The organism is Brucella pseudogrignonensis, assembly GCF_032190615.1.
GTDB lineage: Bacteria > Pseudomonadota > Alphaproteobacteria > Rhizobiales > Rhizobiaceae > Brucella > Brucella pseudogrignonensis_B.
The window spans coordinates 294,643-315,958 of sequence record NZ_JAVLAT010000002.1; the positions used below are offsets into that span (position 1 = coordinate 294,643).

The window sequence follows — 21,316 nt, forward strand, 5'->3', positions numbered from 1 at the left end:
TTTTCTCCTTAATATCGGTACAGCACGCTAATCTGCGTGTGAAGCTATCTTTTTGCTGGGGCGAGGCAGGTTTTGTGCGCGGGCTGCTTCGAGAACCACGCGTTCAGATTCCTGCAAATAGAGTTCAAGAGCGCGACTTGCGGCGGCGCGATCGCCATCACAAAGCAGGCCGCAGATTTCGACATCACGCGCCACCCAAGGCTCCTGAAACCGGCGCGCGTCAGGGGCCATGGAGAAGGCCAGACGCGCCTGTGCTGCGACCGTTGCAAACACCTCGTTCAAGCGCGGACTACCGATGAAATCGACGATCTGCTGATGAAACTCGAGCGAAGCGGTGCCGCATTGCTGCCAGTCCCTTTTAAGCGCTGCACGCTGCACAGCTTCGACGCGCTCAACAAGTTCTGACATCGCTTCCTGCGAGGCATAGGCACTGCACGTAACACCCCGAAGTTCAAGCGTCATGCGGATGGCATAGATTTCACTGATTTCGGCCGCATTCAGCGCGCGAACGGTCGCGCCGTGATGTGCACGATGCTCAATCAGCCCTTCGGCGACAAGATCGCGCAATGCTTCGCGCAATGTGTTGCGTGACACGTTCAGCGTTTCAGCCCAGACCACCTCGCGCAGCGGTGTTCCGGGCGCAAGCTCACCACGCAGAATTTTGTCGCGCAACAGGCCTGCCGCAGTCTGCGTCAGTACAAGAGGGCGATCTGAAGGGCGGTCCTGATTGGTCACTGCAATCTCCTTGTCATTATAATTTGTTGAACAATATTTCGATGTCAAGGGAAAATGCACCACTCACTCACTCCCACAAGAAAAATCTGTAGCAGATTCTCTTTCCCTATTGTGGTTTGTTTGTTTGGCATAGCAGGCGCTAGTGTGATGGATTTAAAGTTCGTATCATTCGCGCTGCATTCACTTCGAGGAACTGTAAATCCGTAAACCACACTAGATTCAATAATTTGCTGGCATGGCCTTGGACCCGAAATTCGCTCAGTTGGTTTCTTTGCAGTGAAGCGAATTTCGGATCCGCCATACTAGGGGTGACTTATTGGCTCGGAATATCCGATTGGCCGCAAAGGCTGGATTTACGAGGGTTGAGCAAAATTTAAAATTTTTTTCCCTCTAATGTTGAAAAAAAAAGAAATGCCCGAAAAATGAATAAGTTACGTTAGTTTCAGCGAATTTTGGGTAGTGAATCCAGTATGCTTTACCGACTTTGAGTCACCTAAGATGAAAATTTGTGCAGAACGAGGGATTGCATTCTCATAATTGTTCAACAAAGATAAGAAAACGAATGAGAGGAACATCCCATGAAAAAACTTCTGGCCAGTACTTTAATCCTGATGGCGTCACTGACGGCAGCCAATGCCGAGACCCTGAAGATTGGTGTTGATCTGACCTACCCGCCCTATAACTATTTCGATGAAGCCAATCAGCCTGCAGGCTTTGACGTAGAACTGGTGAAACTGATCGGCAAGAAGACTGGCAGCGAAGTTTCTTTTCAGGATACCCGCTTTGAGAACCTGATCCTCGGCGTTTCCAGTGATCAATTCAATGTCATTGCCTCTACGCTTTATGTGACGCCTGCGCGCGCCAAACAAATCGACTACGTCCCCTACATGAAAACCGGTGTTTCCATCGCAGTTGCCACGAGCAGCGGTGAAAACTTCACCAAGCCGGAGGAGCTGTGCGGCAAACGCGTTGGCTCGATTAAGGGGGCTGCCTGGATTCCTGAACTTGAAAAGCTCAACAAGTCGGTTTGCGCCGCAAATCCGATTGACTCTCGTGAGTTTCCGACTTCACCGGAAGCGACACAGGCTCTCCTTTCCGGCGGCGTTGACGCGCAGCTTGAAAATTCTGCCGTGCTAGCCGATGCAGCCGAAAAGCTCCGTGGCCGTATGAAGGTGAGTTCAACTGAGCAGCTTTATCCAGTGATCGTCGGCTTCGGTGTCAAAAAGGGCAATGAAGAACAGGCGAAGTTCCTGCGCGATGCACTGACCAAGCTTGATGGCGATGCCGATTACGAGGCTCTGTTCAGCAAGTATGGCGTTGCGAAATCGACGGAAGCCGAATTCAAGGCAGCTATTGCTGAATAAACGTGTCTGGCAGGTGGTCACCACACACCTGCCAGACCAATCACGACTGGAATTTGCGGCGCTTCAAAACGCATCCCGAAAACTGTGAAACGGTTTTGAATAAGGATGCGGATTAAATCAATGGCTTGAAGCGCCATGCGTCCAACTGGGCGCACTACATTTGGGAAACCCGGCCCATGAATTTCGACTGGAACTATCTCTTCAGCCTCGTGCTCTATCCAGATTTCTGGCGTGCCACAGCACTTGTCGCATGGCTGGGTGTGCTGACCTGGGTTGTCGGTACTGTGCTTGGCTTTTTGCTTGCGCTTGCAAGACAATCCAACCTGCGCGTCGTGCGCTGGTCTGCAAAGACCTATATCTGGTTGTTCCGCAGCTTGCCTTTGCTGGTATTGCTGATTTTCGTTTATAACATGCCGCAATTTATACCGGCGCTCGGTCCAGTCCTGTCGGTGCCCTTCTGGGCGGGTCTGATCGCGCTGGTTATTTCGGAAACTGCCTATCTTGCAGAAATTCATCGCGCGGGTCTCATCTCTGTTGATCAGGGCCAGCACGAAGCAGCGCACGCGCTAGGCGTTCGCCCCGTGGGCAAATATCGCCATATCATTCTGCCACAAGCTGTACGCGTTGCACTGCCATCACTCGGCAATGAATTCATCACGATCGTCAAGCTCACTTCGCTTGTATCGGTGATTTCGCTTGCGGAGATATTGCTGGTTGGCCAACGGCTTTACACGCGCAATTTCATGGTGATTGAAACGCTGGTTGCAGTGTCGTTCTACTATGTGCTGGTGGTTTCTGTTTTCAGCTTTTTCCTGTCACGGCTTGAAGGTCGTCTTGATATCACGCGTATGACCGGGGCTGAAATTGCCGTGCCTGCCACAACGCAAGCGCCAGCCCAGACCACCAATGAACGCCGTATCGGCAAAAACGTTGTCGTGGCTCTTGAGCACGTCTTTAAGAATTTCGGTGATAAGCATGCACTCGCAGACGTCTCACTGAAGGTCAACAAGGGCGAAGTGGTCAGCATCATCGGACCGTCCGGCTCTGGTAAGACGACCCTGATCCGCACGATCAATGCGCTTCAGGATATCGATAAAGGTCGTATTCTACTGGATGAGGCTGAGTGGATTACAGCCGATGACAAGGGCTATCGCGTTGTTTCCGATTTCCATGATCGCGTTACGCGGCTTGGAATGGTGTTCCAGTCGTTCAACCTGTTCCCGCATATGACTGTTTTGCAGAACGTGACATTTGGTCCGCGTTATCATGGCAATGGCAACAAGGAAGCGCTGCGCGCTGCTGCCATGAACCATCTGGCTCGCGTCGGTATGGCGGCCCATGCCAACAAATATCCGCATCAGCTTTCGGGCGGACAGAAACAGCGCGTGGCAATTGCGCGTGCGCTGGCTATGGATCCTGAAATCATGCTATTCGATGAGCCGACCTCGGCGCTCGATCCGGAGCTGGTGGGTGAAGTGTTGCAGGTTATTGAAAGCCTCGCACGCGATGGCATGACGATGATTATCGTGACCCATGAAATGCGCTTTGTCAGCCGTGTTAGTGACCGCGTTGTGATGATGGAAAATGGCCATGTTGCGGTCAACATGACGGCAGAGGAACTGAAAGATGCCCCTGCTGACAGCCGCATCCAGAAGTTTATGCTGCAGAGCTAGCTGCTACCCATTTCGGGCTATATCATTGCAAAACAAAGACCGGCGGGTTTCGTAATCCGCAGGTCTTTTGTTTTATGTAAAGGTAATTTCTCATGTGATTTAACTTGAGAACTTATATCAGAACCAGTGTTTATTTCGACATTTCTGTTTTTGAATAATTTTCCGTAAGGTATTTATTACAGTTTATAATGAATGATTGCTGTGTTTTCATCCAAAGCAATGCAACTTAATCTAAAAAATTGGCTGCCGGTCTTTGAATGAGGTCATGCTATGGAAGAACTATTCAATATAATGGGACATGAGTTTGATCGAGCCCTTGCAGGAACGGAGCTTGAAAGAGCAAACGATATTCAGAGATTTCACTCACACACTGATGCTTATACATCGCCAGCTGATCGCCCTAGCACATCAATAGCCCGCGTGAGTGCATGCCGCCCGTATCAGAGAGCGATAGTAGGGCCTTATGACCGTCCCTCGTTGCCAACACACCGTAATCTGACCACCAATGGGTTTTCAATTGATGAATTATTAGGCAATAGAATAGCCTCTGATGACACCATACCAAGACTAGCAGATTTGGTATCGATGCGGCCACCGACGCCCGACCCTCGATATCGAGAGTTGGTACATCATAAGTGGGTGCCCTCGAATTGGGACGGCCACGGCGGTCCTTCAGTATATGCCACAACCTTCAATGGCGCTAAAAAAGCAATAGAAGAAAACCGTGGAGTAGGGGCGGGATTTCAAAGACCCGAACTCTCTCTATTTAGTAGAAGTTGGAAATCAGATGTAAATACACTTATGCAAAGACGTGCAAAGGTTATGATTCATGGAAAGAAATTTAATATTGATCATAGTGAACTTCTTTATAAAAACAGAGATCACTTGATAGATTATTTTCATGGAGATACTAGGAGCGTGGACAATTTATTGAACTGGTGGGAAAAACTGTAACATATTTTGATCTAATGCGACCTTGATCCGGCTCCCTTGCAATATCTCAAATTTTAGTAATACTCGTATCTACAGCCTGATTTTTCCCTTGTTTAGGTATTTCATTATATCTTTCGATTTTACTATCCAAATAGCTGGTTCAGTGCATAGAGGGGCATTGCTACCCCTTTCATTATTCGATGGTCGCAAGTTCCGCGCCAAGACCAACGCTCTGGCCCGGCTTAGCATGAAGACTGATCTTGCCGGCCTTGGGAGCAGCTATGCGCGTTTCCATCTTCATGGCTTCCAAGATCGCTACCACTTCGCCGTCAGTTACCATGGCTCCATCTTCAACCAGCCACTGCTGAAACGTGCCGGGAATAGGCGCAGTCACTGCACCTTCTGCAACCTGTTGAGTGGCATCGCCTACTTGCTGCGGTGCGCTGAGACCCGAGAAGAGGGCTGCGGGCAAGCCAAGTTGATGGCGTTTGCCATCGATCTCGATAAAGCTGCGGATGACGTCAGTATCAACCGGATCAATCCTTGCCGATGGCTCAACACCGCGAAACTCGGTTTCGATCCAGTTGGTAAAGACGTTAAAGCCGTCTTCGCCGGTAAAATCTCTTTCTTCGACCACCGCACGATGGAATGGCAACACGGAGGCAACACCTTCGATTTTAAACTCGGCCAGTGCCCGTCGTGCACGGATAAGCGCTTCCTCGCGTGTAGCGCCGGTCACAATGAGTTTTGCCATCAAGGAGTCGTAGAGGCCGGGAATTTCCGATCCACTTTCCACACCTGTATCAAGACGCACACCCGGACCCGAAGGGGCGCGGAAACGCTTAATCAGGCCTGGTGTAGGCAGAAAGCCACGGCCCGGATCTTCGGCATTGATACGGAATTCAAAGGCATGACCGCGCGGTGCAGGCGTTTCGGTCAAGGACAGCGCCTTGCCATCCGCAATACGAAGCTGCTCGATGACAATATCGATGCCGGTGGTTTCCTCCGTAATCGGATGTTCGACCTGAAGGCGCGTGTTGACTTCGAGAAACGAGATCGTGCCATTCTGCGACAACAAAAACTCGACCGTGCCTGCTCCCGTATAGCCCGCTGCGGCGCAGATTGCGCGGGCCGATTCATGGATACGGGTGCGCTGCTCTTCCGTGATAAAGGGCGCAGGCGCTTCTTCGACTAGCTTCTGATTGCGACGTTGCAGTGAGCAATCACGTGTGCCAAGAACAACCGTATTGCCGTGTGTGTCAGCAATAACCTGTGCCTCAATGTGCCGTGGCTTTTCAAGGAATTGCTCGGCGTAGCATTCGCCACGTCCGAAGGCTTCTACTGCCTCACGAACGGCGGAATCGAACAATTCACCGACTTCTTCCAGACGATGCGCCACCTTCATACCACGACCGCCACCGCCAAACGCGGCCTTGATCGCCAACGGCAAGCCAGCTTCACGCGCAAAGGCCACAGCTTCCGCAGCCGATGCCAGTGGGCCGTCTGAACCCTTGACGAGCGGTGCGCCGACTTTTTCGGCAATTCGCCGTGCTTCAACCTTGTCACCCAGCGACGTGATGACTTCCGGCGATGGGCCGACCCATATCAGACCGGCATCGATGACGGCTTTGGCAAATTCAGCTCGTTCCGACAAAAATCCATAGCCGGGATGCACGGCATCCGCACCGGAGCGCTTCGCAATGTCGAGTATCTTTGCAATATTGAGATAGGTATCCGCCGGGCGACCAGCGCCGAGGCCATAGGCCTCGTCTGCAAATTCGGCGTGCAGTGAATTTGCATCTGCATCAGAATAAATCGCCACGGAGGCAACACCGTAATCGCGTGCTGCGCGGATGATGCGGATGGCGATTTCGCCGCGATTGGCAATAAGCAGCTTCTTCATCAGGCTATAACTTCTTGCGGTTCGAAATTGGAGATCGGGTTAAAACGGATGCGGGCGCCGATAGGTATCTGGCCTGCAAGATCGAGATGATGGTTTGCCACGACACCAATGACGGGATAACCACCGGTCAGCGGGTGGTCGGCCAGAAACAGAACCGGTTGTCCATTCGCGGGCACCTGAATGGCACCCAGAGCTGTACCTTCAGATGGTAACTCATCATTGATGGCGCGTTCGATGGCTGTAGCGCCTTCGAGGCGCATTCCAACGCGGCTTGATTGAGGTGTCACATCCCAGTCCTGCGATGTGAGTGTTTCAAGGCCCTGTTGCGTGAACCAGTCGGTACGCGGTCCCAGCACTATATCGAGTGTGACGACGTCTCCGGCGCGCGGCAGCACCCGCTGCGGGTTTATATCCGATGAAACCGCCAATGCTGTCCCGTTGGCCGGTACAAGAATATCGCCAGCCGCAATTGGAGCAGGTCCAACTTTGGCGAGTGTGTCACGTGAGACTGATCCGAGAACGGACTCAACCTCAAATCCACCACGCAGCGCGAGATAGCTCAGCATTCCTTCCGGCGGGATGCCAAGCGACAATTCATCACCTGCATTGAGTGCTACTGGCTTTGCGAAGCCTGCTGTAATAATAGCCCCTTCCGGGGTACGAATGGTTAGCGGGCACGGCGCGCCGGTCACAGCAATCGTCACCGGACGGTCGGCCTTAAGTGCAAAGCCACCAAAGGAAATCTCGATAGTCGCGGCATTCGCGGGATTGCCCACACAGCGATTGGCCTCACGCATAGCGATGCGATCAAGCGCACCGGATTCCGACACACCCTGACTGGCAAGGCCTGGACGTCCCATATCCTGATACAATGCAGGACGATCAGCGCGTGTTACAAGCAGACCATCGGCGGGCTGTGTTTTTGCTGCTGCTGCGGCTGGTTTTGATACTGTGATTGGTCCACCCTTCGCCATATCACGAAACCGCACGCGATCACCCGGAGCAAGCAGTGCTGCGCGTTCCCGTGTCGTGTTCCACATGGCAAGCGGTGTGGTGCCGAGCAATTGCCAACCGCCGGGGCTGTCCGACGGATAAATACCGCCGAATTTACCTGCCAGTGCCACCGATCCGGCCGGAATTTTCACACGCGGGCTTTTCCGGCGCGGCACATCGAAACCGGGATCGTCACAAGTCATATAGGCAAAACCGGGGGCAAAGCCTGTAAAGGCGACTGTATAGGTTGCCTCAGTATGACGCTCAATGACCTCGTTGATTGTGCAGCCAAGCATGGCCGCTACATCGCCGAGATCTTCACCATCATAGGTGACGGGTATTTCAAACAAATCGCCGCTGCGGGAGCTACGCGCTGAGAGATCAAGCGCTGCAATCTGGCTTGCAAGTTTGGCACGATCTGTCAGCCAGCGGTCGAAACGCACCATGATCGTACGCGCGCCGGGAATGACTTCGCATACGCCTTCAAGCTTTGCTGCATGCAAAGCGTCGAGTAGTGTGAGCGTTATGGCCAAATCATCGAGCTCGACCAGAAAACTGTCACTGCCGGATGGCAGAAAGCGCAGGCGTTCACTCATGATGTGACGTCAACGAAAGGCTTGAGTTCCACGCCGCGTGCTTCCAGTCGCTCACGCAATGCGGCGGCGATTGCAACAGCGGTCGGGTTATCGCCATGCACACAGATCGACTGCGCATCCAGCGCAATATCGGTTCCATCAATGGCGGTTACACGCCGCTCATTAACCATGCGCAGCATCCGTTCCGCAATGACTTCTGGATCGTGTATGACCGAACCTTCAATGCGGCGATTAACGAGACTTCCATCAACATTATAGGCGCGGTCGGCAAAGGCTTCGCACACTACCGTTAGGCCAGCGGAACGAGCCTGATCAACGATTGGCGCACCAGCCAGCGCCATCAGCACGAGCGATGGATCGACTGCCTTGATCCCTGTAATGACATCGGCTGCCTGACGCGCATCATGGGCGATTGTATTGTAAAGCGCACCATGCGGCTTCACATAACGCACCTTTGTTCCAGCAGCCTGTGCCAGTCCCTGCAATGCACCGATCTGGTAAATCGTGTCGGCCACAAGTTCAGCACTTGAGGGGTCCATGTTCCGACGGCCAAAGCCGACGAGATCGCGATAACCGATATGCGCACCAACGGAGACGCCACGTCGGGCAGCTTCGCGTAGCACAGTGAGAATTCCGGCTGGGTCTCCCGCATGGAAGCCACAAGCAATATTGGCGCTGGTCACGATCGCCAGCATCGCTGTGTCGTCTCCCATAGGCCATGGGCCGAAGCCTTCACCAAGATCACTGTTGAGATCGATAGCTGCCATGTTTTGCCCCTGTTGAACATAAATGCATTACGGGTTATTGTTGAATAACCTATTATAGATTGTTCAACAATATGAAATCGTATATTTGCATGAATATGATGTGAAATAGCTGATAAGAGTTTTGGTTAGCATGGCTCTGAGAGTTTAGCCCGAAAAGCTGTCATCAATTGGCAGGGGGTTTGAAGGATATTCATGATACGCGAAATTTTGCCGCCTTCAGATAACCAGACATTGGCAACCCAAACTGCCGCCAAAATTCGTGAGATGCTGATTACGGGTGAACTCTCGCCCGGCACCAAGCTTTCAGAGCAGCAGATTTCAGCGCAGTTTGGCATATCGCGCAACACGCTTCGCGAAGTTTTTCGTTTGCTGACCAGTCAGAGCCTGCTGACTTATATTCCCAATCGCGGTGTGTTCGTTGCCACGCCCGATGAGGCCACGGTCGTTGATATTTATCGTGTGCGACGCGTCATCCAGAAGGGTGCTGTTCAGGTTGCCATCCCCGGCCATCCGGCATTGTTGCGCATGCGGGCACTGCTGGCACAAACGTCATCGGCGCAGGAAGCGGGTAACTGGCGGCAGGTGGGAACGATCAATATGGAGTTTCACCGTGCAATGGTGGAGCTTTGCGATAGTCCTAGGCTAAGCTCTTGCTTTGATCTGGTGCTGGCTGAGTTACGTCTTGTTTTCGTACAACTGGAAGACACAGCGCACCTTCACGAAGCTTACATAGCACAAAATGCCGAACTTCTGGCTTCTCTTGAAGCGGGAGATATCAAGACGGCAACCCAGCAACTCGATTCTTATCTCCTGCGGTCCGAACGCTCTGTGCTTGCTGCTTTGCAGCGCAAAAAGTCCACTTAAAGCATCGACACACTATCCGCAGCCTATTGGTAAACCTACTGGTTAGCCGTCCGTTGAACTAGGTTCTGTCTGCATTCATGGATTGCTTGGTTTTGTTATAGCGATCGCAACGCGCCGGTCTCAACCCTGCGCCGATATCGGCGGAAGACGCTGTTCCATTTACCGTATTCATCAGGCAGGTGCCGCCATTGCGCTCCTGATGTGCGCCATCCACATCATGCCTTCGAAATAGAGCTAGTTGTCTTGGACAGGGCAGCATCTGCGGCCTTGCTCAGCAGGAAGAAGAGAACCGATCACCGCTCATTCATCGTTCGTCAAACCAATCCGTTCACCCAAGGCTGCCTCGAAATAGGGCCTTTCATCAAAACCCCATCCTGTAGTCAACTTTTGTCCACAAAGGCTAATTCATAGCGAACGATTTTTATTATGCGTTTTTACCAAAGTCCTGTAGTTTTTTACAGCTATTTTTCGGATAAAAATCCTTATACCTGTTTATAAAATAAATTGTCGGCATATCATTCGCATGCCGACAATCAAAAATTATATATTCACATCAATTAATTTACTAAAAGATTCGGTTTATGTATTAAAATACTCAATTATATTACTACCAGCGAAGTTTAAATCCAGCATTGCCTTTTAAAATGTAATTTCTAGATGCGTCTTCAAGAGCAGTACTCACAGAACCTTGCCCATAAATTGCATACTTTTCATCAGCCCAGCTGACATCAATTCGGACCCCACCTCCATCCAGTTAGACTGGTTTTCATTCTTAAACTTGGTTCCGGAGACCCTAATGTTTCTACTCGCTTCAAAATCTTTATAGAAATTCGTTATGACATAAGCCGTGGAATGAGCATTCCGACCATCAGTGGTCTGCCACTTACTATTATATTCAATACTTAGACCGGCTCGGCCAAGGATACTGGAATCGCGTTCAAGATCGACTATTGCCCCCCAAACGTCCTTAAATGCGCCCGAATCCAATGAAGACCAAGAAAACTGAGACTGTGGAACGATAATCCAATTGCCACCCAAGGATATTTTACGTCCAGCCTCAATACTTAACGCATACCCACGATGATCTTGATCATCGGTCAATGAAACATGAGCCGTGTCTGAAAACAACTCGTTATTAAACCAAGTCATTTGCGCTTGGCCATCCAAATAGAAATCATTGGCTGCATACCAAGTCACGGCACCACCCAAGCTCCAACCATTGGTATTAATTTCACCATCACCAAATCCAGAACCGACTCTCCCTTTTGCTGAACCATAGCTACCGAAAATTCCTGCGAAGACTTTTCCATTTTCTCCGTCATAGAAGAGCCCATCGATACCTGACTGAAATATTATCGTGTTGATATCTTGTTTCATACCAGTAGCAGACTTTGCTCTCAACTGACTATGACTACCATCAATTCTAGCCCAGACATAGTCAAGAGATGGCGCATTTTTGTCACTTTCCGCTTGAGCATTTTCTGATCGATCAAGACGGCTTCCAACACGCTGTTGTAGAGTTGGAAGGCGCATCAAACTACGCATATTATCCTTATAGCCCTGATAGACAGGAACGTTTGCCCCGTAATTAGGCTTTTCTCCAGGTGTATCAGGATTCAGCAAACCGCTTACCAAATACCAATCACCCTCTCCACCAGTCTTGCTTCCCCCCGGCTGCAAAGTGTATGCATAAGCTCCTGCTACAATAGCATGTTCCCCACCTTTTGTGACATAGTCACTAACAAGCTTGAACACTCCACCCGAGTCACCGTCAACCTCAATAATTTTAATACCATTTTCAGTCTGAGCGCCCTGCCCGCCTCGGTTGATAACTACAACATTTGTGGTACCAGAAGAGTTACCTTGGACGATCAGGCGGTCAGTTTTTGAATCATCACTTCCAAGTACGGTATTGAACTGCAACACCCCGCCCCCAGACGCATAATTTCCTTTGACGGTTAAAGTTGCGCCAGCAACCTCATCGCTGATTTGTACCACTCCGTTATTTGTCAACGCTGAAATGGATGTATCAAATCCGCCAATCGCAAGAGTTCCATTTTCAGCTATATTATAAGCTGAATTGTTACTCAACGCTCCCGAGGCACCTTGTCTCAAAGCACCTTGACTGACAGAGGTAGTACCACTGTAGTCACTTACCCCTGATAAAATCACTGTCGCAGCCCCAGACTTGGCGAAGTTACCACTTCCAGTTATTGTGCCCGAGAAACTGGCATCGTTTGAAACATCGACAGTTAAATCACCGCTTCCTAAGTCGAGTACTCCGCTTCCTGACAATCCATTGATATTTACAGAATGGTCTTTAATATCAACTCTACCACCGGAACCTATGTTCACAACCCCTGTACCGAGAACCGTTCCTTCATTACCGGCCTCAACCGTGCCGCTTTCAACCGTAAGGCCACCCGAAAAACTATTTGCCCCAGTTAGAGTAAGACTTCCGCTTCCCTTTTGGACAACACTGCCCTCACCAGCGATCATTCCTACAAAAGTTATATTATCACTTCGCTTAAAAGCGAATATCGCGCTATCGTCAACATTCACGGCACCGAGAATGCTGCCACTAGTGCCACCATCACCAACTTGCAGAACACCACCCTTAACATCAGTATCTCCTGAGTAAGTATTCGCACCTGTCAAAACCAGCGTACCAGAAAAGGTCTTCTGCATTCCATCCGTACCGCCAATAATAGCAGATATGGTTGCTATTCTGGAAGAATCGGTGTCGTGGCCACTCCCCACACGAATTATTGGCTTTGTACCAAGAGATGGATCTTCAGTAAGCGTCAAAACATCATCAGTTGTAAGTGAAGCTATCTCATAATCGCTAACCAAAAACTGCATTCCATTAGCATAAATCCGACCAGAAGAATTATCGACTTGAACTTTACCCGCATTACCACCGAAAATGGCAAATTCATCCTCAGCCCAGTGACCATGGATCAAGAAAGCCCTATCTTGGGTCCAGTTGTTATTTGTTAGATTCCAAATTCCATCACCACCAACAAGTTGATCACTATCAGTGCCATTAGGTCCATCCCAGAAATTGAGTATCGCGCCATTTGCATTAACTAGAATGACTTCACGGTTGACAGTATCATTATAGACGTGTGTTTGTGAAACATCCTGCCCTGTCGGCAAAGTTCCAACAGCTATGTTGTTTCCAGAGTAATTTCCGTACCGAAAAACGTGATAGAGGCCAGGTCCGGTATCTCCAAAGCTGCTAACATTAAGTTTTCCGTCCAGCGCAAGAGTGCCACCTACATCAAAAAGATCGTCGCCCTGTGCACTACCAAATGCTACATTAATCTGACTATTGGCATTGAGTAAAAGATCGCCGTCAAAATCCAGCTTACGGCCGCCAGTGCCAGATAGGGTAGCGCCATCTGCAATTGTGGTATTACCTTTAATTCTGCCGGATCCACCTAAAGCCGCACCCGACGAGACATGAACAGTGCCCCCAAGAACACCATTAACATTCAGTATGCCCTCGCTCACATTAGAGGCTCCAACGAAACTGGCGCTGTCACCAACCAAATTGAGACTTCCGGCTCCTGCTTTCTGAAAGGACCCGGCACCGCTCATCGCCCCCCCATAATTCGCCGTATCGGCTCGATCGAAAAGCACTGTTGCGCCTGCGCTAACGCTAATATTACCACTAATGCTACCCTTGTCCGCTCCATTGCCAATTTGCAATGTGCCGGCAGTTATTATCGCACCTTGATCTGCAGAGTAATTGCCGGCCAAAATGAGGGTCCCGCCGCTGACCTCAAACTTCGCTGTCGCCGCACTATCTGCAGTGAGTGTCGTATGACCCGACTTATTAGAGATTGTGCCATTACCCGACAAAACTTGATCAAACCTATAATCTGAATTATTGTGGCTGAAGAAAATCTCGGCATCGCCAGCGCCCATCTTTATGGCACCGCCAACGATACTACCTGCCCCTACATTTTCTGAACCAGTATCATCACCAATATAGAGCTTTCCCTTTGAACCGGAGTTTTTTGCAAGCGTAAGAGAAAATCCATCGTCGAATATCAAGGAGCCGCCCTTCTGGACCACGATTACACCCTCACCATCGACGCCTGCAACAACATCCGCATGCGCTTTCCATGTTGAATTTTCGAGAACCTTTACGGTTCCAGTGCCAGTACCGATACCCATTTGCGTTATACGAGTTTCAAGCGAACTATCAGACTCGATTTGAATTAAGCCTTGCGCATTATCTAAACCCAAGTTTACATTATCTAATATAGCTGTGCTCTTATTCCAGATATCCAAATACCCGCTCGTATTACTTGCTGATCCAAAAACAGATGTTGTCCCTTGTGCAGCAGTTAAACTGCCCCCGCTACGAACATGCAATATAGGAGCACCTACTGAGTCATTTGATTGGTATCCTACGAATATATTTCCATTTACAGTTGCTTTCGCCCCTTCCCCTCAATGGAAAATCCAGACGTCTCCCCTCCCGTAATACGAAGGTCGCCTACAATTGTAAAATTTGTGTCTGGCTTCACCTTAAGCGATGCAGAGAACGCAGTCTCGATTATGGCGAGACTATTTATGGTAGCAGTTGGAAGGTCGAATTCAACATCTCCGCTACCTGAAAGCACTACATCATCATGTATACCGGGAAGAGCCCCACCATTCCAGCTCGCTGTGTTACTCCAATTCCCCCCCGACGTGCCTTGCCACTGAACAGCGTCAGCATGGCCATCAGCCATTGAGCACGCAAAACTTCCAGCTATGCAGATAAATTTCAAACTGCTTTTATAAGCCCTATACATTATTAGATCCGCCTAAAATTGATTAAAAAAATATAAACGACCCAAGTCCAAATACATTTTCAACCTACAGTTGTTAAAAGTCAATAGAAAGAGAGAACAATGACGCAATCATTCACTATGGCCCAAAATTTCACCAGCTCGGTTGCTAAAAACGTCGACCCGAGAACGGGCCAGTTCAAGCCAACTATAAATTTTGAACAGATAACAGCGAACAGAGGACTTGGCCCGCATTTTCCAATCGCTCTCAGCTATGCTCCTAATAACAGCGCAAATGAAGGGTTTGGCATCGGATGGACTTTTGCTATAGCCAATTACAACTCTACAACTGGCATTCTCACGCACCCTAATGGTAGTAACTGGATCGTAGATGGCGAACCAGACGACCAGAATTTTTATAAAATAAAATATCAAAAGATAAAAGACTTCCGCTTCATTAGGAATCCTGACGGCTATTGCATTTGGAATGCACACGGAGATGCAATTATACTTGGAAGTAATCCGTATTACTCAGGAGATAATGCTATATACCTTCCAACTCACCAAATTAATGCAGCAGGATATCAACTGTCATTCACCTATACGAGCGACGGTCAACTCACTGACAGAAGTGGCTCGGGAAATCTGTACAGCTAGGATAGGTGGAATTTCTGCCTGAGTTCGGCTTAGATGCCAGGAACAGGAGATAGCATGACGAGACGACCACGCCGAAACCATAGCCCAGCCTTCAAGGCAAAAGTTGCGCTCGCTGCGATCAGAGGCGAGCAGACGCTAGTGGAATTATCCCAGCAGTTTGACGTGCATGCGAACCAGATAAAGCAATGGAAAGATCAGCTTCTTGAGGGTGCTATAGGTGTTTTTGGCGACGAGACCAAGGCGGAACCAGCAGAGCCAACCGTTGACGTTAAAACGCTGCATGCCAAGATTGGGGAGCTTACGCTAGAAAATGATTTTTTAGCAGGAGCGCTCGGCAAGGCGGGATTGCTGGGCGGAAAGAAATGATCGACCGCGCTCACAAGCTCTCGGTCGCACGACAGGCAAAGCTCCTCGGGTTCAGCCGTAGCAGTGTCTACTATTCACCGCGCCCTGTATCGGATGGCGATCTGGCACTGATGCGTCGGATCGATGAATTGCATTTGGAATATCCATTCGCGGGAAGTCGGATGTTGCAGGGGCTTTTGAAAGGAGAAGGGCTTGAGGTTGGGCGGCTGCATGTCTCAACACTGATGAAGAAGATGAGCATCGAGGCGATTTACCGTCGCCCAAACACCTCGAAGCCAACGCCTGGGCATAAAATCTATCCCTATCTCCTGCGCAAGCTAGCGGTCACCAGACCCAATCAGGTGTGGGCAATGGATCTGACGTATATTCCGATGGCGCGAGGCTTTGTCTATCTCTGCGCCGTCGTCGACTGGTTCAGCCGCAAGGTTCTGTCGTGGCGACTGTCGATCACGATGGAGGCGGACTTCTGCATCGAAGCGGTTGAGGAAGCTCTGGTCCGCTATGGAAAGCCTGACATCTTCAATACGGACCAGGGATCACAGTTCACGTCCATCGACTTCACTAATGTGCTGAAAAAGGCAGAGATTGCCATCTCAATGGATGGAAAGGGCGCATGGCGGGACAATGTCTTCGTCGAAAGGCTCTGGCGGTCAATCAAATACGAAGAGGTTTATCTTCACGCCTACAAGACCGTGTCCGAGGCCCGCAATGCCATCGGCAGATATCTAAATTTCTACAATAGCCGACGCCCACATTCATCGCTTGACCGGCAGACACCGGATCAGGTCTACTTCAACGCGCTGACACCAATGATGGTGGCGGCATAAGCGAGGCGGAAATCCACTTAACAAAACGCCCGAAACTGTTTAGACAAACCGAGCCACTTCTGACGTCATTGATGGCGATGGAACAAAACTAGTTGAGGTCACCTACACTACATCTACCACCACCTTAACTGTATATCCAGATAAAGACTATAAACAGGTATATAAATTTAACTTAGAAAATAGTTACCTAGAATCCATAAATTACAATACAGTAGAAAGGGGATCATTAGAGTGGATATTCGAAACAGGAACCAATAAAGAAAACCCTTCTCACGTAATGTTTGGAAACAATAGTGCACTTCTTTCTGTAACATATCCCACTGGTACACGAGAATCGGTAGTCTATAATATTCTTCCTTACGGCCTTAATATACCTGGTGCCGGCCAGATGCCATCTGTCGCTTATTATACTTCTGACTACGGAGCAGAACAGAAGCCGGTTAGAAAAAGTTATACATACAGTCAAAACAATTATTTAGGGTATAATAGTGGTGTTAATTATACAAGCCAGACTGACGACGAGCTCTATAACTCTCCCTATAACGATTACACGTATTCCGTAACAGAAGATGTACTAGATGATAACGGTATGACAGCATTCAGTACGAAATACACATACAATAAGTATCATTTATTAAATGAAGAATATTACTTGGATTCCAGTAAAAATGCAAAAAGAACAACCACAAATACTTACGACAAATCTCTTTTCGATGGCACACCACACGATAATTTACCTAGCTGGTTTCAGAATCCATTGGAAATATCCGTTACTACGGCTGTTCTAGACGAACATTCGCAAGAATGGAAGGAAAGAACAAAAAAAATAACTCGAGAATATTACGACTCAAGAACAGTTTGGGATGGATTAATAAAAACTGAGACGTATTCTGATAAAAAGAAGGTAGAACATAAATACTATAAAGCAGATGGACAGGAAACTGGCTGCGCTCTTGACCCCTACGTAATAAAAAATGATGAAAATGGATGGCCATCAACATATAACAAGTCCATCGAAGTTTTCGATATTAGCGGGAAAGAAATAAGTGTTGGGTCAATTGAGTTTGACTATATTACAATTAGTAAGAAAGATAATTCTTATGATTACTTTCCAACTCAACAGTTTCTAATGCAAAGTGAATCACGATTAATATCATCTGGTAAGCTCGCTATACAAAAAATTAGTAAATACTGTACAGATACATCTAGTTTCGATTACACTAATATTAAATCGATAACTACTAACAGTATAATTCAAGGTGATAAAGACGATTTAGATAATGGAGAGGTCGGGTTGGCATTAGTAGAGACCTATACATACCTTTATGATTCTGCTGCATCAGAAATGCCTGACAGAATTGCAACAACAATTACGAAATCAGGCATTGAAAATACAACCTCGAAATTAACGAGATGTAGATTTAGGGGCCTCGTGCTAGATGCAACAGACTCTAGTAACAATAGCTATCAATACGAGTATAGCACCACTGGTATTGCTACCAAAGAAAAATACATTCCGAAAGATAATTACTATAAAACAACAACTAATCACACATATGATAAAGTAGAAATAAATAACAACATTTATAATAAAGCAATATCAGAGATTACACTAGATAATCCTGGAAATGGAAAAACTAACCAACTCTATATTGGACAAACACACTTTCTCGATGGAGCGGGTAGAACAGTTCGAATAGATCAAGCTATTAAAAATAATAGTAGTTCTGAACTACAATACGAAGTAATATCGGATTTCATATATAATTATTTCGGAGAAATAGATTCCGTTAAATCTCTGGACTCACTGCCGGGGAAGACAGATATGGTCAATGCTGTCTCAGAGAGCAAACATATTTACAATACATTCCAATCTCTTTCCGGTTACTTGTATCCATCCAACAACGGAGAACGAGAGATTAATTCGAGTTTCGACCCTTCAACCAGTACAACAACTATAGTAGACAACTCCATAAAGGATACTAAGAAAAAAACAGTAGATTTGATCAATAAATTTGTAAATGAGTTTGTGGTTGACTCGACAGGAAATAATATTAGACACAGTAATACTTATACATTTAACGAGTATGGAATACTAGATAAGATAGTTGAAAATATAACGGGAAATAATGCTCGTGAAATTAATCAATACGAAGAGAACTTTTATTACGATTATCTCGCTCGACCTACAAAAATTATAATGGCCGATAAAACTTTTATGGAATTGAAATATGACAAAAGGTTTATACAACCAAGAGTAACTAGTATTACCATTGGAGTTAATACTGAGAAAAAATATGTTATATTAGAATGCGAATACGATGATAGAAGCCTTCTTTCTAAAAGAAGCCTATATGGGCGCGACCTGAAATATGCCCATTTTTATTCGTATGAATATGATAAAGTTTTTGCCCGGTTAGTGTCAAAAACTCTGCCGGATCGGAAGACGACGATTTCATACGATTATGAACCGTCTTTGCGCGGAAAATTGAAAACGATCACCTCAAGTGATGGACGCATCAAGAATTTCACGTTCGATTCATTAGGTAATGAATTAACCTTGGAGGAGAAGTATAAAGATAAAACTCAGATATCTATAAGTAGGACTGTCGATCCAATTGGTAGAATCACACATGAGAGCTACACAACACAAGGTCTACCGTATGCTAGTATAGATGTATCTTATTCTTCTAATACATCTAGCGTAACTAAGTACACGAATGCTAACAACATTGTGACATTTAATTATTATGACGACATGATGCGTTTGGTTCGAACTGAGAATTCCACTATGCGCGCTGATTTTGAATACGATAAATTTAGTCGCCTTTCTTCTAAAAAAATATGGGCAATGAGTACCTGGGACTCGACTAATAATCAGGGTACGGTTGATAGCGGGAGTCAAACACTAACAGTTTACAACTATGATGATAACACTGGTGAACTCACCCGAATTTGGGAAAAGTCGGTCGCACAACCTGCGACTTATATCGATATGACTTATCGTTCTGACGGTCTCCTCTCGACAAGACGCTATAGTAATTCCTTTGATGGGTCATCAATAATACGCAAGGAAGAGTTTTTATATGACCGTAGAAAGCGGCTGTATAATTATAGCTGTACTGGAACTCAACTTGTGACTGATAGCACGGGAAAAGAAATTCAAAATCAGGCATATAAATATGATGTACTAAATAATATCGTAGCGATCATAACTAATTACAAAGGTGAAAGTCGATCTATTACGACCACTTTTAACTACAGACAAGACAATCCTTTTCTTATTGATCTGATACAAAAAGACGGTGAAAAAGACGTTAAATTAGAGTACGATACACAATTTGACCGAGCTCTGAACGATGATCAGGGGCGTCAATTTACCTATGATTCCTTTGACCGCATCGCAACTTGTACTAGGAACGGTAAAACAACAAATTTTGTTTATGACGCTACCGACAATTTACGCAAGCAAATTGATCAGGATAATAATACACGAAATTTCTTTTATGATGGTTATGCAATCGATGCGGAATTTACTACGGATCAGTCGGGTAAACGAACCAATGCGATAAGCCGTCTATACTCGAGCCACGGTTATCTCGGTCAAACGGGCGACCAGTCTAATCAATTCCTTTCTGTGCCGGTGGATTCATTGGATACGCCGATATATCAAATTTCAAAAAACCGCATACTATCTTCAGGAACAACTCCGTTTGGTGACAGTGATAAGGTTAGCGTAACAGCACCTTCCTACCGTGGTGAAGTATATAACGAAGCTTTGGGGGGATACTATCTTGGTCGCGGATATCGTCTTTATAATCCGCGTATAGGCCGCTTTAACAAGGCAGATAATTTCGCACCGCATACTGCGGCTGGCATAAATCCATATGGCTATGCACATAACGATCCAATTAATTATAGCGACGCAAGTGGCCACCTACCTCAAGGCAAAAATCATAAGTTTAATTGGACAGGCGTTATTGTTGTTGGCGCGATTGTTCTGATTTTAGCTACCGCAGCCATAACTCCAATGATTTTTGAGGGCCCTTCTGTATTAGGCGTCACCAAGCTTGCCACGAAGCTTTTACCTCTGATGGCTGGAGCTGACTTAGGCTATCAAGCTTCCAAGAATTGGAGTTCGAACCCAAGAGCACGTAATACGGACTTAAACTTAGCTTTTATGGTTCTTTCACCGGTAGGTTCATCTGTCGTAGGGGAAATGGAAGCCAGGCAGGCTGCGCTAACAGCTAAGACGGAACGAGACGCGATTGAATCAGCCGCTGATATGCGCGCTGATCGGATGATGGATAGGTTCGACAGCATCATGAAAAATCAGGCCAGATCACCCGATTTCATGGGAGATGCTGCAGAGGGGACAACGAAGCAACAAAAACCACTCGAGGAGACAACACCACAAGAGGTAAAGTTAAGAACTCCCTCGACAAAGACGGATAACTCATCACGCCATAGCGGCATAAGTCGCGCCAGCACACGCCCTCACGGTCTGCAAACGGATTTGAATAATGACTTGGTGGATCTTCGCGATAGCTATACTGGCAATGAACGACCATTGGCTGCAGCAACGGCCGCGACTGAAACAGCTGGGCCTCTCATCAGAACAGGTTCACAATCCAGTATAAGCTCGCCTGTCGAAGGCGAAAAGACATCCGCAGAAACTCAAAACCCCTTACAAGCTCCTGAAGCGCCAGCTCTGCCAAAACCACAAGGTTCGAGCGTTAAAGGTGGAGTGGTCCCTGATGGATCACGTCCGACTTCATCTCAAATACTAGACAGGCTCGCAACTTTAAATCAAACACCCGAAGCTTTGAAACTCGGAATTCGCCGCTAATG

At 47.6% G+C, this 21,316-nt stretch carries 12 protein-coding genes; 7 read left to right on the forward strand and 5 right to left on the reverse strand.

The genetic code is table 11. From position 1 onward, the window contains the following. Positions 1 to 27: 27 nt before the first annotated feature. Entirely contained in the window at positions 28 to 735 is a 708-nt protein-coding gene (locus RI570_RS12730; protein WP_313828908.1) for a GntR family transcriptional regulator, read from the reverse strand. A gap of 578 nt (positions 736 to 1,313) precedes the next feature. Between RI570_RS12730 and RI570_RS12735 the strand changes: the two genes are divergently transcribed. The 3 genes from RI570_RS12735 (at position 1,314) to RI570_RS12745 (ending at position 4,726) form a co-directional block, all read left to right on the forward strand. Beyond that, complete coding sequence (locus RI570_RS12735; protein WP_313828909.1) at positions 1,314 to 2,099, forward strand: ABC transporter substrate-binding protein; 786 nt, start codon at positions 1,314 to 1,316, stop codon at positions 2,097 to 2,099. Between the two features lie 176 nt (positions 2,100 to 2,275). Continuing rightward, complete coding sequence (locus RI570_RS12740; RefSeq protein ID WP_313828910.1) at positions 2,276 to 3,772, forward strand: amino acid ABC transporter permease/ATP-binding protein; 1,497 nt, start codon at positions 2,276 to 2,278, stop codon at positions 3,770 to 3,772. Between the two features lie 270 nt (positions 3,773 to 4,042). Next, positions 4,043 to 4,726 carry a hypothetical protein gene (locus RI570_RS12745; RefSeq protein WP_313828911.1) on the forward strand — a complete coding sequence of 228 codons (684 nt, stop codon included), beginning with the start codon at positions 4,043 to 4,045 and terminating at the stop codon, positions 4,724 to 4,726. A gap of 172 nt (positions 4,727 to 4,898) precedes the next feature. Here RI570_RS12745 and RI570_RS12750 read toward each other — a convergent pair whose 3' ends face one another. The 3 genes from RI570_RS12750 to RI570_RS12760 are packed head-to-tail and all read right to left on the reverse strand — an operon-like array spanning position 4,899 to position 8,964. After that, positions 4,899 to 6,608: an acetyl/propionyl/methylcrotonyl-CoA carboxylase subunit alpha gene (locus RI570_RS12750; protein ID WP_313828912.1), complete on the reverse strand. Its 1,710-nt coding sequence runs from the start codon at positions 6,606 to 6,608 to the stop codon at positions 4,899 to 4,901. Beyond that, positions 6,608 to 8,197 (reverse strand): urea amidolyase family protein, encoded by a 1,590-nt coding sequence (locus tag RI570_RS12755; RefSeq protein WP_313828914.1) that lies wholly within the window; start codon positions 8,195 to 8,197, stop codon positions 6,608 to 6,610. The genes RI570_RS12750 and RI570_RS12755 overlap by 1 nt, the downstream gene beginning before the upstream one ends. Then, positions 8,194 to 8,964 carry a 5-oxoprolinase subunit PxpA gene (locus RI570_RS12760; RefSeq protein WP_313828915.1) on the reverse strand — a complete coding sequence of 257 codons (771 nt, stop codon included), beginning with the start codon at positions 8,962 to 8,964 and terminating at the stop codon, positions 8,194 to 8,196. The genes RI570_RS12755 and RI570_RS12760 overlap by 4 nt, the downstream gene beginning before the upstream one ends. A 192-nt stretch (positions 8,965 to 9,156) precedes the next feature. Between RI570_RS12760 and RI570_RS12765 the strand changes: the two genes are divergently transcribed. Then, a complete protein-coding gene (locus RI570_RS12765; RefSeq protein ID WP_313828916.1) occupies positions 9,157 to 9,828 on the forward strand; it encodes a GntR family transcriptional regulator in 672 nt (223 codons plus the stop codon). A gap of 678 nt (positions 9,829 to 10,506) precedes the next feature. On the opposite strand, the gene RI570_RS12770 is transcribed toward RI570_RS12765, so the two are convergent. Continuing rightward, a complete protein-coding gene (locus RI570_RS12770; protein WP_313828917.1) occupies positions 10,507 to 14,214 on the reverse strand; it encodes an autotransporter outer membrane beta-barrel domain-containing protein in 3,708 nt (1,235 codons plus the stop codon). A 524-nt stretch (positions 14,215 to 14,738) separates the two neighbouring features. Here RI570_RS12770 and RI570_RS12775 point away from each other — a divergent pair. The 3 genes from RI570_RS12775 to RI570_RS12785 all read left to right on the forward strand — a co-directional run bounded on the left by RI570_RS12775 (position 14,739) and on the right by RI570_RS12785 (position 21,314). Next, a complete protein-coding gene (locus RI570_RS12775; protein ID WP_313828918.1) occupies positions 14,739 to 15,272 on the forward strand; it encodes a hypothetical protein in 534 nt (177 codons plus the stop codon). A 54-nt stretch (positions 15,273 to 15,326) separates the two neighbouring features. After that, positions 15,327 to 16,465, forward strand: a protein-coding gene (locus tag RI570_RS12780) for an IS3 family transposase (RefSeq protein WP_313828919.1) whose coding sequence is annotated in 2 segments (ribosomal slippage) — positions 15,327 to 15,594 and positions 15,594 to 16,465 — 1,140 coding nt in all. Because the reading frame shifts where the segments join, the coding sequence is not laid out codon by codon here. A 277-nt stretch (positions 16,466 to 16,742) separates the two neighbouring features. Continuing rightward, positions 16,743 to 21,314, forward strand: coding sequence for an RHS repeat-associated core domain-containing protein (locus RI570_RS12785; protein ID WP_313828920.1), 4,572 nt, complete (start codon positions 16,743 to 16,745; stop codon positions 21,312 to 21,314). Positions 21,315 to 21,316 lie beyond the last annotated feature (2 nt).

Excerpts from the sequence above, each read along its gene's own strand:
- RI570_RS12735 (WP_313828909.1), top strand. The coding sequence starts at position 1,314 with ATGAAAAAACTTCTGGCCAGTACTTTAATCCTGATGGCGTCACTGACG.
- RI570_RS12740 (WP_313828910.1), top strand. The coding sequence starts at position 2,276 with ATGAATTTCGACTGGAACTATCTCTTCAGCCTCGTGCTCTATCCAGAT.
- RI570_RS12745 (WP_313828911.1), top strand. The coding sequence starts at position 4,043 with ATGGAAGAACTATTCAATATAATGGGACATGAGTTTGATCGAGCCCTT.
- RI570_RS12750 (WP_313828912.1), bottom strand. The coding sequence starts at position 6,608 with ATGAAGAAGCTGCTTATTGCCAATCGCGGCGAAATCGCCATCCGCATC.
- RI570_RS12755 (WP_313828914.1), bottom strand. The coding sequence starts at position 8,197 with ATGAGTGAACGCCTGCGCTTTCTGCCATCCGGCAGTGACAGTTTTCTG.
- RI570_RS12760 (WP_313828915.1), bottom strand. The coding sequence starts at position 8,964 with ATGGCAGCTATCGATCTCAACAGTGATCTTGGTGAAGGCTTCGGCCCA.
- RI570_RS12765 (WP_313828916.1), top strand. The coding sequence starts at position 9,157 with ATGATACGCGAAATTTTGCCGCCTTCAGATAACCAGACATTGGCAACC.
- RI570_RS12775 (WP_313828918.1), top strand. The coding sequence starts at position 14,739 with ATGACGCAATCATTCACTATGGCCCAAAATTTCACCAGCTCGGTTGCT.
- RI570_RS12785 (WP_313828920.1), top strand. The coding sequence starts at position 16,743 with ATGTTTGGAAACAATAGTGCACTTCTTTCTGTAACATATCCCACTGGT.